Origin of the sequence: Ancylobacter sp. TS-1, from assembly GCF_009223885.1 — a bacterium.
GTDB lineage: Bacteria > Pseudomonadota > Alphaproteobacteria > Rhizobiales > Xanthobacteraceae > Ancylobacter.
On sequence record NZ_CP045144.1, the window covers coordinates 1,030,822 to 1,046,305 of the forward strand.

The 15,484-nt window shown below is 69.0% G+C and carries 13 protein-coding genes; 5 read left to right on the forward strand and 8 right to left on the reverse strand.

The genetic code is table 11. The features are described 5' to 3' along the window. Positions 1-14: 14 nt before the first annotated feature. Together argS and GBB76_RS05040 are read right to left on the reverse strand one after the other, a co-directional pair. Complete coding sequence (argS, locus tag GBB76_RS05035) at positions 15-1,781, reverse strand: arginine--tRNA ligase (protein ID WP_152302284.1); 1,767 nt, start codon at positions 1,779-1,781, stop codon at positions 15-17. A gap of 46 nt (positions 1,782-1,827) precedes the next feature. Beyond that, positions 1,828-3,000 (reverse strand): deoxyguanosinetriphosphate triphosphohydrolase, encoded by a 1,173-nt coding sequence (locus GBB76_RS05040; protein WP_152302285.1) that lies wholly within the window; start codon positions 2,998-3,000, stop codon positions 1,828-1,830. Between the two features lie 123 nt (positions 3,001-3,123). Between GBB76_RS05040 and erpA the strand changes: the two genes are divergently transcribed. From erpA to xth, 4 genes are all read left to right on the forward strand, one after another. Then, the gene (gene erpA, locus GBB76_RS05045) at positions 3,124-3,462 is read left to right on the forward strand and encodes an iron-sulfur cluster insertion protein ErpA (RefSeq protein WP_152302286.1); all 339 of its coding nucleotides are present in this window, start codon (positions 3,124-3,126) and stop codon (positions 3,460-3,462) included. Then, on the forward strand, positions 3,462-4,208 hold the full coding sequence (locus GBB76_RS05050; protein ID WP_152304751.1) for a 5'-methylthioadenosine/adenosylhomocysteine nucleosidase: 747 nt from the start codon (positions 3,462-3,464) through the stop codon (positions 4,206-4,208). Before erpA ends, GBB76_RS05050 begins: the two co-directional genes overlap by 1 nt. A 120-nt stretch (positions 4,209-4,328) precedes the next feature. Beyond that, positions 4,329-4,463, forward strand: coding sequence for a hypothetical protein (locus tag GBB76_RS18905; RefSeq protein WP_256366649.1), 135 nt, complete (start codon positions 4,329-4,331; stop codon positions 4,461-4,463). 82 nt (positions 4,464-4,545) lie between these two features. Beyond that, positions 4,546-5,334, forward strand: coding sequence for an exodeoxyribonuclease III (gene xth / locus GBB76_RS05055; protein ID WP_152302287.1), 789 nt, complete (start codon positions 4,546-4,548; stop codon positions 5,332-5,334). Between the two features lie 27 nt (positions 5,335-5,361). Here xth and GBB76_RS05060 read toward each other — a convergent pair whose 3' ends face one another. After that, the gene (locus tag GBB76_RS05060) at positions 5,362-6,207 is read right to left on the reverse strand and encodes a tetratricopeptide repeat protein (RefSeq protein WP_202911171.1); all 846 of its coding nucleotides are present in this window, start codon (positions 6,205-6,207) and stop codon (positions 5,362-5,364) included. Beyond that, a complete protein-coding gene (ilvD, locus tag GBB76_RS05065; protein ID WP_152302288.1) occupies positions 6,194-7,921 on the reverse strand; it encodes a dihydroxy-acid dehydratase in 1,728 nt (575 codons plus the stop codon). The genes GBB76_RS05060 and ilvD overlap by 14 nt, the downstream gene beginning before the upstream one ends. A gap of 337 nt (positions 7,922-8,258) precedes the next feature. On the opposite strand from ilvD, the gene GBB76_RS05070 reads away from it, so the two are divergent. Continuing rightward, positions 8,259-8,444: a hypothetical protein gene (locus GBB76_RS05070; RefSeq protein WP_152302289.1), complete on the forward strand. Its 186-nt coding sequence runs from the start codon at positions 8,259-8,261 to the stop codon at positions 8,442-8,444. 11 nt (positions 8,445-8,455) lie between these two features. On the opposite strand, the gene GBB76_RS05075 is transcribed toward GBB76_RS05070, so the two are convergent. The 4 genes from GBB76_RS05075 to GBB76_RS05090 form a co-directional block, all read right to left on the reverse strand. Further along, positions 8,456-9,172 carry an MgtC/SapB family protein gene (locus GBB76_RS05075; protein WP_152302290.1) on the reverse strand — a complete coding sequence of 239 codons (717 nt, stop codon included), beginning with the start codon at positions 9,170-9,172 and terminating at the stop codon, positions 8,456-8,458. Positions 9,173-9,243: 71 nt separating this feature from the next. Continuing rightward, a complete protein-coding gene (locus GBB76_RS05080; RefSeq protein WP_152302291.1) occupies positions 9,244-12,078 on the reverse strand; it encodes a valine--tRNA ligase in 2,835 nt (944 codons plus the stop codon). A gap of 166 nt (positions 12,079-12,244) precedes the next feature. Then, entirely contained in the window at positions 12,245-13,777 is a 1,533-nt protein-coding gene (locus GBB76_RS05085) for a DUF2497 domain-containing protein (protein WP_152302292.1), read from the reverse strand. A 211-nt stretch (positions 13,778-13,988) separates the two neighbouring features. Further along, positions 13,989-15,398, reverse strand: coding sequence for a TolC family outer membrane protein (locus tag GBB76_RS05090; RefSeq protein ID WP_152302293.1), 1,410 nt, complete (start codon positions 15,396-15,398; stop codon positions 13,989-13,991). Positions 15,399-15,484: the final 86 nt, after the last annotated feature.

The following is a 15,484-nucleotide window of genomic DNA, read 5'->3' on the forward strand; positions in this document are numbered from 1 at the left end:
TTCGCGCGACGCGCTCACCGCATTTCTTCGGGCGCATCGACTCCAAGAATGGAAAGTCCTGAAGCGATGATCAGCGCGACCGCGTGCACAAGGGCGAGCCGCGCATAAGTGGACTTTCGATCATCTTCGATAATGAAGCGTAAATGAGGCAGGTCCTTGCCGCGATTCCATTGCGCATGCAGGCTACTGGCAAGATCGTAGAGGTAGAAGGCGAGCCTGTGCGGCTCGCGCGCGATGGCGGCCTGCTCGACGATTCGCGGATAGCTGGCGATCAGCTTGATCAGCGCGATCTCCCCTTCGTCATCCAGCCGCGACAGTTCGGCATCGGCGAAGGCCGCCGCGTCGGACGGCAGTTCCGCGAACGCCTCCCGGGCATTGCGCAGAATGGAGCTGGCCCGGGCATGGGCGTACTGCACGTAGAAGACCGGGTTGTCGCGCGACTGCTCGATCACCTTGGCGAGATCGAAGTCGAGAACGGCGTCGTTCTTGCGGTTGATCATCATGAACCGCACCGCGTCGCGGCCGACCTCCTCGACGACGTCACGCAGCGTGACGAAGTCGCCCGCCCGCTTCGACATCTTCACCGGCTCGCCATTGCGCAGCAGGCGCACGAGCTGGCACAGTTCGACGTCGAGGCTGGCCTCGCCATTGGAAGCCGCCTTCACCGCCGCCTGCATGCGCTTGACGTAGCCGCCATGGTCGGCGCCCCACACGTCGATCATGCGCTTGAAGCCGCGGTCGAACTTGTCTTTGTGATAGGCGATGTCGGCGGCGAAATAGGTGTAGGCGCCGTCGGACTTCATCAGCGGCCGGTCCACGTCGTCGCCGAAGCCGGTGGCGCGGAACAGCGTCTGCTCGCGATCCTCCCAGTCCTCGATCGGCTGGCCCTTGGGCGGCGGTAGCCGGCCCTCATAGACCAGATCGCGCGCGCGCAGGCTCTCCAGCATGCGGTCGATGATGCTCGGTGCGCCGTCCGGGCGGGCGTGCAGCGTGCGCTCGGAGAAGAACACCGCGTGGTGGATGTTGAGCGAGGCGAGGTCGGCGCGGATCATTGCCATCATCGCGTCGATGGCGATGGCGCGCACCAGCGGCAGCCACTCCTCCTCGGGCCTGGCGAGCAGGGTGTTGGCGTATTTCGTCACCAGCTCCCTGCCGACCGGCACGAGATAGTCGCCGGGGTAGAGCCCCTCGGGAATGGTGATCGTCTCGCCCAGCGCCTCGCGGTAGCGCAGGAAGGCCGAGCGGGCGAGCACGTCGACCTGCGCGCCGGCGTCGTTGATGTAATATTCGCGCGTCACCTTCCAGCCGGCGAAGGCGAGCAGGTTGGCCAGCGAGTCGCCGAACACCGCGCCCCGGCAATGGCCGACATGCATCGGGCCGGTCGGGTTGGCGGAGACATATTCGACATTGATCGGCTGACCGGCGCCGACATCGGCGCGGCCATAGTCGCTCCCGGCCGCCAGCGCGGCGGCGACGACGCGCGGCCAGTAGGAGCCGTCGAGCGCGATATTGATGAAGCCGGGCCCGGCGACGTCCACCCGGGCGACGCCCTGAAGGGCGGCCAGCCGGGACACCAGCTTCTCGGCGAGGTCGCGCGGCTTCAGCCCGGCATCCTTCGCCAGCACCATCGCCGCATTGGTGGCGAGGTCGCCATGGCTGGGGTCGCGCGGGGGCTCCACCACGACGCGCGACGTGTCGATGCCCGGGGGCACCGCCCCCTCGGCGACGAGCTGGCCCACGGCATCGCGGACATGGTCGGCGAAGAGCGCGAAGAGATTCATCTGCAAAAAGCTCCCGGCACGGCAGACCCAGAAGGGGCCGCTGCCGCTACCGCAGTTCCCGTGCCCTGTCAAAGAGCCGGGCATGTTCGGCCAGCGCGTAGCGGTCGGTCTGCCCGGCAAGGAAATCGGCGATGCGCCGCGCCCGCGCCGCCTCGGTCCGGCCTTCCACGCCGGGGCGCCACTCCTCCGGCAGCGCCTGCGTATCAGCCATGTAGCGATCGAACAGGTCGCGCACCACCTCGCCGGCCGCCTCCATCTCCTGCATGACGCGCGGATGCCGGTACATGCGCGGGAAAAGGAACGACTTTATGGCCTTCTCTGCCCGCGCGGTGTCCCCGGAGAATCCGGCGACGGCGCCGCCCAGCCGGCGTAGGGCGTCGGCATCGGCGGGACGCGCGCTGTCGATCCGCCGGCCGGTCTCCGCGACCACGTCGGCGATCAGCGCCGTGATCATCCGCCGGCCGAGTTCGTGGATGAAGCGGGCGCGGTCGAGCTTCGGCCACTGCGCCTCGATCCCGGCGATGATCGGGCCGACCAGCGGCAGCGCGGCCAGCTCGTCCATGCCGAACAGCCCCGCGCGCAGCCCGTCGTCGAGGTCGTGCACGTCATAGGCGATGTCGTCTGAGATGGCGGCAACCTGCGCCTCGGCCGAGGGCCAGCTCCACAGCCACAGATCCTGCCGCTCCGCATGCACCTCGATGGCGTGTGGCAGCGGCGCCAGCTGCGGGCCGTTATGCTTCACGATGCCCTCGTGAACCTCCCAGCTGAGGTTCAGCCCGTCGAAGCCGGGATAGCGATTCTCCAGCCGGGTGACGACACGCAGCGACTGCGCATTGTGATCGAAGCCGCCATAGGCGCTCATGCAGGCGTCCAGCACCCGCTCGCCGGCATGGGCGAAGGGGGGATGGCCGAGATCGTGCGCCAGCGCCAGCGCCTCGCTCAGATCCTCGTCGAGCCCCAGCGCGCGGGCGATGGAGCGCGCCACCTGCACCACTTCGAGCGTATGGGTCAGGCGGGTCCGGTAGTGATCGCCCTCATGATAGGAAAAGACCTGCGTCTTGTAGGCGAGCCGGCGGAAGGCGCTGGAATGGATGATGCGGTCGGCGTCGCGGCGGAAGGCGCTGCGCGCATCGCCGCCGGGCTCGGCATGGAGCCGCCCGCGGCTTTCCTCGGCCCTCGACGCCCATGGCGCGCGCGGCTTCGCTCCGGCCACCGCCATGCACGGCTCCCCTGGCAATCGTCGGCGAGCCCCTTTGACTCGCGGCCGGCAGCACTTAACTATTCAGGCAACTCATATTCAACCCGAAGGCGCCGACAGGTGCCTTCAACGGCAGGCCGACAGATGATCGAAACCTCGCATCCCGTGGGCGTCACCGCCAGCGCCGCCCGGCGCATCGCCGAAATCCTCAGCGCCGAGCCGCCGCAGAGCATGCTGCGCGTCAGCGTCGAGGGCGGCGGATGCTCCGGCTTCCAGTACAAGTTCGACGTCACCCGCGAGCGCGAGGCGGACGATCTCGTCATCGCCGAGGGTGCCGCCACCGTGGTGATCGACCCGGTGTCGCTGGAATACATGTCCGGCTCGAACATCGATTTCGTCGACGACCTGATCGGCGCCTCGTTCCGCATCGAGAACCCGCACGCCACCGCCGCCTGCGGCTGCGGCACCAGCTTCGCCCTGTGATGGGCCCCGTCGGCATCCTCTGCGCGATTCCCCAGGAATTCGCCTTTCTCGCCGACAATCTCGTCCATCCCGAGATCAGCGAGCGCGCCGGCATGACCTTCCATGCCGGCCGGCTCGACGGCCACCCGGTCGTGCTCGCCCGCGCCGGCATGGGCAAGGTCAACGCCGCCATCGCCGCGACGCTGCTGATCGAGCGTTTCGGCTGCCGCGTGCTGCTGTTCTCCGGCATCGCCGGCGGGCTCGACCCGGAGCTGGCGGTCGGCGACGTGGTGATCGCCGAGGACGTGGTGCAGCACGATGCCGGCTACACCTCCGAGGAAGGCTTCGTCGTCTATCAGGCCGGCCACCTGCCCTTCTTCAGCCCGTATGAGGGTCTCGGCCATGCCGCCGATGGCGCGCTGATGGAGCGCGTGCGGGCGGCACTGGCCGACCTCACCCTCGCGCCGCTGTCGGCGGGCAGCGGCGACGCGCCGAGGCTGCATTACGGGCGCGTGCTCACCGGCGACCAGTTCGTGAACTCGGAGACGCTGCGCGAGCGGCTGTTCCGCGAATTCGGCGGCGCCGCGGTGGAGATGGAGGGCGCCGCGATGGCGCAGGCCTGCCACGCCTTCGGCGTGCCCTGGCTGGTGGTGCGGGCGCTGTCGGACCTTGCCGGCAGCCAGTCGCATTTCGACTTCCGCCTGTTCATCGACGAGGTGTCGCTCTCCTCCGCCCTCATCGTGCGCCGTCTGCTGCCCGTGCTGTAGCGGCATCGTGATTGCCATCTTTATCGCGGCCTTACGTTTCACCTCCGCATTCCCTCTCGAAGCCTGATGCCTCGCCGCCCAGATTAAGGGCACGGCCGATCCCGGCCGATGGAGGTCAAGATGATCCTGGTCACCCTGAGTACCGCCGCGGCGGCGCTGTTCCGCCGGCTCGACCGGCAGTTCACCGACGCCACCTACCGCCATGGCTGCTACTGCGTCAGCGACCTGAAGATCCGCCCGCGCGACCGCCGCTGAAGCTGGCGCGGCAACGCCCGCCATTTGCGCCGGGAGGGTCGAGGCGGCATGCTGCGCCCGACTCGTGACAACGGACGCCCGCATGCGCATCGCCACCTGGAACGTCAATTCGATCAAGCAGCGGCAGGAGCACGCGCTCGCGTGGCTCACCGAGACGAAGCCCGACGTGGTGTGCCTTCAAGAGATCAAGTGCGTCGACGAGGCGTTCCCGCGTGAGGCGTTCGAGGCGCTCGGCTACAATGTCGCCGTCCACGGCCAGAAGGGCTTCAACGGCGTCGCCGTACTCTCGCGCCATCCTTTCGACGAGGTGACGACCGGCCTGCCCGGCGACGAGGCCGACGTGCAGTCGCGCTTCATCGAGGTTGTGGTGTCGACGCCCGGCGCCGTGGTCCGCGTGTGCGGCATCTACCTGCCGAACGGCAATCCGGTCGACACCGAGAAATACCCCTACAAGCTCGGCTGGATGCAGCGGCTGAAGGCGCATGTGGCGAACCGCCTCGCCTATGAGGAGCCGCTCGTCGTCTGCGGCGACTACAACGTCATCCCCGCCCCGGAGGATGCCGCGCACCCGGAGGCGTGGACCGGCGACGCGCTGTTCCTGCCGCAGACGCGGGCCGCCTTTCGCGAACTGCTCAATCTCGGCATGACCGACGCGCTGCGCGCCACTACCGACGAAGCCGGACTCTACAGCTTCTGGGACTATCAGGCCGGCGCCTGGCAGCGGAACAACGGCATCCGCATCGACCACCTGCTGCTCTCGCCGCAGGCCACGGACCGGCTTCGCGCGGTGGGCATCGACAAGCATGTGCGCGGCTGGGAGAAGCCGTCCGACCACGTGCCGGTGTGGGTCGAGCTGGCCATCGGGGCGTGACACACCCGTCCCGACAGCGCCGATGCCTCAGCGATCGGCCTTCATGTACTGTTCGAGATAGACCAGCGCCATGGCGCGCTCGTCCGACGAGGCGTTGGTGAACGCGTCCTCGTAGAGGTCCACCACCCATTTGTCGTCGGGGCCGGCGGCGGCGTCGCGCGCCAGCGTCAGCCACATTAGGCCGCGCGCGCCCTGGCGCGGAATGCCCTCGTCGCCCTTGAACAGCAGCCCGCCCAGCGCCGCCTGCGCCTGGTACTGGCCCTTGTGGGCGGCGAGCCCGAGCCAGCGCGCGGCGAAGCGCGGGTCGCGGTTCACGCCGTCGCCGTCAATATAGAGGCGGGCGAGATTGTACTGCGCGTCGGGGTCGCCGAAATAGGACGCCGCATAGGCGAACATGTCGCGCGCCCGGGTCGCGTCGCGGCGCACCTTGCTGTTGGGAATGCCCACCAGATAATAGGCGCCGAGCGCCACGAAGGCGTCGGCGACGAAACGCGCCTCGGGTGCCGCCGGGTTGTCGTCGGCATGCATGTTGGCGATCTGGCTGAAATACTCGAACGCCTTGATGTCGTTGCGCTCGACGCCCTCGCCTTCCGCATACATGCGGCCGAGCTTCCACTGCGCGCCGGCATGGCCCTGATCGGCGGCGTAGCGCAGCGAGTCGATGCCCTTGGCGGTCTCGCCCGAGCGCAGCGCCTGCGTGCCCAGGCGCACGATCTCGTCGACCGTGCGCGGCTTGCCGGCGGCGCCGGACGGCCCCGTCGCGCCGGGCGTGCCGTCGAAGGCGACGGCCAGCGTCGGGGCCAGCGCGGGCGCCAGCACGACGGCGGCGAGAAGGAGGAGCGGCCTCAGGGCCGAAGGTTCAAATATCCGCATAGCACGTGGTCTCGGCCGCGCCGCCCGGATGGGTGACCGCCCCGTGACGGGCGGGACCCACAGCCTGCGCGAACTTCCAGATGGCCCCCGAGCCGACGGGCGAGGGACGAGGCTTCCATTCCGCCTTGCGGGCGGCGAATTCCTCGTCCGAGAGCGCCACGTCCAGCGTGCCCTCGATTGCGTCGATGGTGATGATGTCGCCGTCGCGGATCAGCCCGATCGGGCCGCCGACCGCCGCCTCCGGCCCGACATGGCCGATGCAGAAGCCGCGCGTGGCGCCCGAGAAGCGCCCGTCCGTGATCAGCGCCACCTTGTCGCCGGCGCCCTGTCCGTAGAGGGCAGCGGTGGTGGACAGCATTTCCCGCATGCCGGGGCCGCCCTTGGGGCCCTCGTAGCGGATCACCAGAACGTCGCCGTCCTTGTAGTCGCGGTTGCTCACCGCCTCGAAGCAGGCTTCCTCGCCGTCGAAGCAGCGTGCCGGGCCGGAGAACTTCTGGTTCTTGAGCCCCGCCACCTTCACGATGGCGCCGTCGGGCGCGAGATTGCCCTTCAGGCCGACCACGCCGCCGGTGACGGTGATCGGATCGTTGGCCGGGCGCACCACGTCCTGATGCGGGTTCCACTTCACCGAAGCGAGGTTCTCCGCGATGGTGCGGCCCGTGACGGTCATGCAGTCGCCGTGCAGGAAGCCGTGGTCGAGCAGGGTCTTCATCAGCAGCGGAATGCCGCCAGCCTCGAACATGTCCTTGGCGACATAGCGCCCGCCGGGCTTGAGGTCGGCGATGTAGGGCGTGCGCTTGAAGATCTCGGCGACGTCGAACAGGTCGAATTCGATGCCCACTTCATGCGCCATGGCCGGCAGGTGCAGCGCCGCATTGGTCGAGCCGCCCGAGGCGGCGACCACGGTCGCGGCATTCTCCAGCGCCTTGCGGGTGACGATGTCGCGCGGGCGGATGTTGCGGGCCAGAAGGTCCATCACCTGCTCGCCGGCGGCCATGCAGAACTTGTCGCGGATCTCGTAGGGCGCCGGCGCGCCGGCCGAATAGGGCAGAGCGAGGCCGATCGCCTCGGAAACCGTCGCCATGGTGTTGGCGGTGAACTGCGCGCCGCAGGCGCCGGCGGACGGACAGGCGACCTGCTCAAGCTCGTCGAGATCGTCGAGCGACATGCCGCCGACGGAATATTTGCCGACCGCCTCGAACAGGTCCTGCACCGTGACCGGCTGGCCGCGGAACGAACCCGGCAGGATGGAGCCGCCATAGATGAAGATCGACGGCACGTTGAGGCGCAGCATCGCCATCATCATGCCGGGCAGCGACTTGTCGCAGCCGGCGAGGCCGACAAGGGCATCATAGGCATGACCGCGCATGGTCAGCTCGACGGAATCGGCAATCACCTCGCGGGAGGCGAGCGACGCCTTCATGCCCTCATGGCCCATGGCGATGCCGTCGGTGACGGTGATGGTGCAGAACTCGCGCGGCGTGCCGGCGGCGGACGCCACGCCCTTCTTCACCGCCTGCGCCTGGCGCATCAGCGAGATGTTGCAGGGCGCGGCCTCGTTCCAGCACGAGGCGACACCCACCAGCGGCTGGTGGATCTGCTCGCGGGTCAGGCCCATCGCATAGAGATACGAACGGTGCGGCGCGCGCGCCGGCCCTTCCGTCACATGGCGGCTCGGCAAGTTGCGCTTGTCGATGATGGTCCTGACGTCCATGTCTGCACGCATCCCGGCGCGGGGGTTTTTCGGGCAACCGCGCCCGTACACCTCTATCCCCCGTCTATCAGTCGGATTTCGTGCCGGTTTGTGGCGGCATCGCGGCGCCCGCCCGGGAGGCTGGGCTTATGGTTGCGAATGCGTGACACTGTTGCCGTCCGGTCACAAAATTGCGATAGCTCTGCCCGCCGGTTCCGTCGCTCCGGACACCGTGAGGGACTGACGTAACGTATTGAATTACAATCATTTAATCTCACCCCCGACACATTCGGCGGGTGCGAGGGAGGACCGGACCGGTACGCATTCCGGCTCCGGGACAGGAAGCAGGGAGCAGAGCATGTCGAGCGGTAACATCGTCGAGCGCCTGAGGGCCATGGCAGCCGATCTGGACGCCTTCCGCCGCGACAAGGTGGAGGACGAGCTGTCGGAGGCCGCCGACGTCATCGAGCGGCTGCGCGCCGAGCTTGACCGGCTGGAGGGGCTGCTGAAGGCGTCGCAGGACGCCGCGACGCCGCCCGCCTGAGGCACTTCCGCTCAGTCGACCGCCGAACGGGTCCAGTTCGCGGCGGTGACGCCCGGCAGGTGGCGCAGCCGCAGCACCGCCGCGTCGAGTTCGGCGACGCGGACCGACGTGTTCACCAGCGTCGCGTGCAGCTCGGCGGAGCCGTCGATTCGATCCTGAAGCTCGACTTCCTCGACCGGGAACTTCGCCGCCTCCAGCAGCTTTGCCACCTCGGCGCGCAGCCGGTCGGCGGCGGCGGGGCTGGTCACGATGCTCACGCCATAGGTGGCCTCGGTCGACTCGTCGTCGCGCGGCAGGCGCTCCAGCGCCGTCACCAGCGGGCGCAGCATGGTGTTTCCGGCCAGCACGAAGCCGGTGAGCAGCACCGACTGGGCGACGAGATCGGCGCCGGCGCAGGCACCCACCGCCGCCGAGCACCAGAGCGTCGCCGCGGTGTTCAGCCCGCGTATGTTGGTGCCTTCCTTCATGATCACGCCGGCGCCGAGAAAGCCGATGCCGGAGACGACATAGGCCACCACCCGCACCGCCCCCTCGGGACCGGCCAGATGCATCGCCATGTCGACGAACTGGCAGGCACCGATCGCCACCAGCACATTGGTGCGCAGCCCCGCCGTGCGCTGCCGGTATTGCCGCTCGGCACCGATCAGCGTCCCCATCGCGAAGGCGACGATGAGGCTGACCATGGTCGAGAGGAAGTCGCCGGTGTGGAAGCTCTCGATAAACGGCACGCGCCCTCTCCCGCCCTGAAACGACGGGCTCTAGCCCGGATCGCGTGACGCTTCGATGACAGCCAGCCGGATCAGCCCACCTTGCCGAGCCGGGCCAGCGCCTCGCGGATTTTCTCCGCACGGGCGGCCGCCGCCTCGCGGCGCTCGCGCTGCTCCTCGATCACCTCTTCCGGCGCCCGCTTGATGAAGTCGGCATTGCCGAGCTTGGCGTCGACCTTGGCGATGTCGTCGGCGGTCTTGCCGAATTCCTTGGACAGACGCGCCGCCTCGGCCTCCATGTCGATGATGCCGGCCAGCGGCAGCGCCGCCGTCTCGCCGCGCACCACGACCTGCACCGAGCCGGCCGGCGCCTCCACCGCGAAGGAGAGCTGCGACAGGCGCGCGAGCCGCACCAGCACGTCGGTCCACAAGGTGGCGCGATCCACCGTGCGAGGGCTCGCCCCCACCAGCACGAGCGGAATCTGCGCCCCGGCCGGGACGTTCATTTCCGCGCGGACCGAGCGGATTTCGGTCACCAGGTCGATCAGCCAGCCGATCTCGGCCTCTGCGTCGGGCGCTTCCAGCCCGTCCAGAGCCGGCCACTGCGACAGCACCAGCAGTTCCCCGCGCGGCGCGCCGGTCTCGGCGATGCGCGCCCACAACTCTTCCGTGAGGAAGGGCATGAAGGGGTGCAGCAGCTTGAGGATCTCGTCGAGCACGAAGGCGGCGGTGGCCCGCGTCTCCGCCTTCCAGGCCTCGTCGCTGCCGGTGAAGACCGGCTTGGCGAGTTCCAGATACCAGTCGCAGAAGATGTTCCACACGAAGCGATAGGCCGCGCCCGCCGCCTCGTTGAACTTGTACTCGACCAGCGCCGCGGTGATTTCCGCGCCGGCCTTCTGGGTCTCGGCGAGGATCCAGCGGTTCAGCGTCGACGTCACCGCGCGCGGATCGAAGGCCGGGTCGCGCCCGCACCCGTTCATCTCGGCGAAGCGGGCGGCGTTCCACAGCTTGGTCGCGAAGTTGCGGTAGCCCTCGACGCGGGAGGTCGCCAGCTTGATGTCGCGGCCCTGCGCCGCCATCGCCGCCAGCGTGAAGCGCAGCGCATCGGCGCCGTATTTCTCCACGAGGTCGAGCGGGTCGATGACGTTGCCCTTGGACTTCGACATCTTGGCGCCCTTCTCGTCGCGGACGAGGGCGTGGATGTAGACATCCCTGAACGGCACGTCGGGCATGAAGTGCAGGCCCATCATCATCATCCGGGCGACCCAGAAGAAGATGATGTCGAAGCCGGTGATCAGCACCGAGGTCGGGTAGAAGCGCGCCAGTTCCGGCGTCTCGTCCGGCCAGCCGAGCGTCGAGAACGGCCACAGCGCCGAGGAGAACCAGGTGTCGAGCACGTCCTCGTCGCGAGTGATCAGCGCGGCGCGCTTTTCCGCGTCGACGGCGAGTTCCCGGGCCTCGGCGTCGGTGATGATGCCGGCCTGCACGCAATGGGCGAGCGCGGCGGCGACCGCCTCCTCTTCCGTCTCCTCGACGAAGATGGTGCCATCCGGCCCGTACCAGGCCGGAATCTGGTGGCCCCACCAGAGCTGGCGCGAGACGCACCAGGGCTGGATGTTCTCCAGCCATTCGAAATAGGTCTTCTCCCAGTTCTTCGGCACGAAGGTCGTGCGCCCCTCGCGCACGGCGGCCAGCGCCGGCTGGGCGAGGGTATGGGCGTCGACATACCACTGGTCGGTCAGCCACGGCTCGATGACGACATTCGAGCGGTCGCCATGCGGCACCATGTGGGTGTGCGGCTCGATCCGGTCGAGGAAACCGCCCTCCTCGAAGAAGGCGACCACGGCCTTGCGCGCCGCCTCGCGGGAGAGCCCGTCGAGCGCCAGCGCGGCGTCGAGATCGGCACCCGGCATCGCGCCGGCGAGGAAGTCCTCATTGCCGGCGAGCGCCATCCGCGCCTCGGAATCCAGCACGTTGATCATCGGCAGGTTGTGCCGGCGGCCGACCTCGAAATCGTTGAAATCGTGCGCCGGGGTGATCTTCACCGCGCCGGTGCCCTTGGTCGGGTCGGAATATTCGTCCGGCACGATCGGGATGAGGCGTCCGACCAGCGGCAGGCGCACCTTCGCCTTCGCCGCGACAAGGCCCTGATAGCGCGGGTCTTCCGGATGCACCGCGACGGCCGTGTCGCCGAGCATGGTCTCGGGGCGCGTGGTGGCGACGACGATGTAGTCGCGGGTCTCGAACTCGTAGGGCTGGTCGTTCTCGTCGAAGGCGATCGGGTGCTCATAGGTCACACCGTCGGCGAGCGGGTAGCGCAGGTGCCAGAGATGGCCCTTCACCTCGACCTGCAGCACCTCAAGGTCGGAAATGGCGGACTGGAACTTCGGGTCCCAGTTGACCAGCCGCTTGTCCTTGTAGATCAGCCCGTCCTTGTAGAGCCGCACGAACACCTTGAGGACGGCGCGGGACAGGCCCTCGTCCATGGTGAAGCGCTCACGCGACCAGTCGGCCGAGGCGCCAAGCTTGCGCAGCTGGTTGATGATGGTGCCGCCGGATTCTTCCTTCCACGCCCACACCCGCTCGACGAAGGCAGCGCGGCCCATCTCGCGGCGGCCGGGAAGCTGGCGCTCGGCGAGCTGGCGCTCGACCACCATCTGCGTCGCGATGCCCGCATGGTCGGTGCCGACCTGCCACAGCACGTCCTTGCCGCGCATGCGCTCGAAGCGGCAGAGAATGTCCTGCAGCGTGTTGTTAAGCGCGTGCCCCATATGGAGCGAGCCGGTCACGTTCGGCGGCGGGATGACGATGCAATAGGGCTCGGCCCCTGCCCGCTCGGGCCGCCCGGCCTTGAACGCGCCCGCCTCCAGCCACGCCTGGTAGATGCGGTCTTCGACGGCGGCGGGATCGAACCTGTTATCGAGCATTTTGGCTCCGGCACCTTCTCTTGAACGGGTGCGAGACAAAGCGGAGCCGGTGGCCCGAGTCAACGGCAAAGGAGTTCAGGGGGCAGCCGAGCGGGTATGCCGATGCGCGCGCATCGGCACTGTCCATGCCTCGAATGGGCTAGGGAAGCGCCGTCGGGCGCCGGGATCACTGGCCCTGGCGGGCGACTCGCTCGATCTCGGCGCGGACCAGACGCTCGACCAGCGCCGGCAGGTTCTCGTCGAGCCAGGTCTTCAGCATCGGCTTGAGCGCCTCGGACACGAGGTCGTCGACCGTGCGCGCGGGCGCGGCCACCGAGCGCTGCAGCGAGCCGAAGGCGGCCGAGACGGCGGTGCTGGCGGGCGCCGAGACGAGGCGCTCGCGCGCGCTCTCCGCACCCGTCGCCGGGACATCGGCGCCGGCGAGCCGGGCCGCCGCACCGAAGCGGGATTCGGACGAGCGCGATTCGGACAGTCGGGCTTCAGGCAGACGCGATTCCACGAGGCGGGCCTCCAGTCGCGACAGCGGCGCCGCGACACGCGACGTCGGAACGCTCTCCGGTGCAGCCGAGATCGGCGCGGCAGACACCGGCGCCGTGGCGGCCGGGGCTTCCGGCGCCGGAATCTCGGGAGCCGTGGTTTCGGGGACTGAGGCTTCGGCGGTCAACGCCGGCTCTGCCACCGGGGCGGCGGGCTCGGCGGCCGGAGCGGACGTCTCCACCGTCGCCGGCTCGACAGCCGGAGGGGCCGAGGCGACGGCCGCCAGCGCGGAAGCGGACGGCTCAGATATGGAAGGCGCGGCCTCGACCGCGCGGTCCGCAGCGGCGGTCGGCGGAGCGGACGGGAGTTCGGCAGAAACGGGGGCGGCAGCGGCGGGCTCAACCGATGTCGCGGCGGCGGGCCGGGCCTCGGCCGACAGCGGGCGGGCGGCGGGTGCCGCCGAAGGCGTCGGCGCCGCGCTGCGGGTGGCGGCCAGCGGCACATTGGCCAGTTCGGCCTGTACCGCCCGTTCGACCATGGCGAGATCGAGCAAGGCGCTCGCCAGCGGCGCGTCGAGCCCGCTGGTGTCGGGCATCGCGGCGCGCGGCGGAACCGCCGTGGGACGCGGCTCGAAGCCACGGGATTCAGGCGGACGGGATTCGGGCTGGCGGAAGTCGGGCGCCCGGCGTTCGACGGCCGGCGCCTCGTCCACCGGCTCGGGCATCGCCATGGCGTAAGCGGCCGCTGCCGAGGAAAGGCTGCGCGGGCGCGGGGCAAAGGGGTCGGCGGCCGGCGCGCGGCCCGGCGGCACATAGTTGACCGGCGCCGAAGCCGGGCGCAGCGAGGCGCCCGAGGGTCCCCCATAGGTGGAACCGGCGGAAGGCGGCACCGGCCGCGTCGCCGAGGAGGCGACCGGAACAAAGGAATCCGCCGGGCGGCTGCGCGAAACCGGGGCCGCAGGCGCGGGGCGCGACGGCGCACTGGTCAGCGGCTCCCGCGTGAAGGACGGACGGGCGGTCGCCGGCTCACGCGAATAGGTGTCGCGCAGATGCGCGTCGCGGACCGGAAGATCACGACCCGGCAGCTCGCGCCCGGCGCCGGCATAGGCGTCGCGCCCGGAGCTGGAGCGGGTCGGCTCGGAACGGGCGGGTGCGGGGGGAACCGGGTCGGCCGCGACTTCATCGGAGATGATGCGCCGGATGGAGGCCAGGATCTCCTCCATGGACGGTTCGTTCGCCCTCGCATTCGCCGACATTGCGCTGATTCCGATCATCGAGCCGACACGGCGCCGCTCCAGCAGCCGCGCCGCGCGAATCATGCGTTAAGACTTCGTAAAGTGTGTACTGCCCGACGCCGCGCGCCAAGCCGTAACATCCCGATGACCACCAGAGATTGGTGCTTATGGTTAACCCGGCGCGGAACCGGCGGCGCGATTACTGGCCGCCGGGGGTCCGCACGCCGATCCACGCGTCGCGCACCTGGTTGTAGTGAACCTGCGGGTTGTAGACCGGAACCTTGAGGCTGAGCCGGCTGGCGTTCAGGTCGCCGCTAGCGGACAGCACCGCATAGGACGCGACGACGCGGTCGCGCTGCGCGATGACGAGGCTGGCGCGGGCGTCGAACAGCGCGGTCTGCGCGTTCAGCACGTCGAGCGTGGTGCGCTGGCCGACGCGCCATTCCTCACGCACGCCGCGCAGCGCGATCTCGTTCGCCGCCACCGAGGCCTGCGCCGATTCGATGGCCGCCTTGGCGGCTTCGAGGGCGCCCCAGAACTGCACGACATTCGCCCGCACCTGCTCGCGGTTGATGTCGACCTCGATGCGGAGCTGACCCAGCGTTTCCTTGCTCTGGCGGATGGTCGCGTATTCGGAGCCACCCTGATAGATCGGCACGGAAAGGTTCAGCGTCGCCGCCGCCGAAGTCTGCCGCTCGACATTGGTGGTGCTGTTGTAGTCCGAGGAGGCGGTGCCGTTGAGGCTCAGCGTCGGCGAGAGCGCGGCCTCCGCCACCTTCACATTGGCGAGGCCCGCATCCACGGCGAACTGGGCCGCCTTCACCGCCGGATGGCGGCTGATGCCCGTGTCGACGGCGGTGTTGAGCGTCTTCGGCAGCAGGCGGTCGATCGGCCGGCCGGGGGTCAGCTTCGTCGGCTTGAGGCCGATGACCTGGAAGAACACGGCGTTGGCGGTGTTGAGGTTCGACTGCGCCAGCGCCAGCTCGCTCTGGGCATTGGCGACGCTCGCCTCGGCCTGCGCGACGTCGGTGCGGGTGATCTCGCCGACGGAGAAGCGGTCGCGGGCGGCGCGCAGTTCTTCCTTCAGGGCCTCGAGGTTCTGCTTCTGCAGGTCGAGCAGCGCCGCGTTCTGAAGCACGTTCATATAGGCGGTGGCCGCATCGAGCAGCACGAGCTGCTCGGTGTTGCGCAGCAACTCGCGCTGGCCGCGCACCTGCGATTCCGCGCTGCGCACCGAATTGGCGGTCCTCAGGCCATCATAGATGGTCTGGCTTATGGTGATGCCGAAGCCGGTCGGGGACGTCTTCGTGACGGTCAGCGAGCCGCCGCCCGACAACGACGCCTGACCCGGATCCATGCGGGTCTCCGTCCACTGCTGGCCCGCATAGGCGCTGCCGAAGATCTGCGGCCGGTAGCCTGCCAGGGCGATCGGGACATACTCATCCGTGGCGCGCGTCGCGGCGCGCTGCGAATTGAGCGTGGGGTTATTGCGGTACGCGGCCACGAGGGCCTGTTCGAGGGTCTGCGCCTTTGCAGGAACCGAAATTCCAATGGCAAAAGCGACCGCCGCGAATGCGACGACCTTGCCCCCGGTAGCCGACAGCCACATGGTCCAACCTCTGCGAACGCTTCACTGGGTGGAGCCGCCTGCCCGCGACTCTCTTGTCTCTGATGACGCGCTGTCAGAATAGGTGT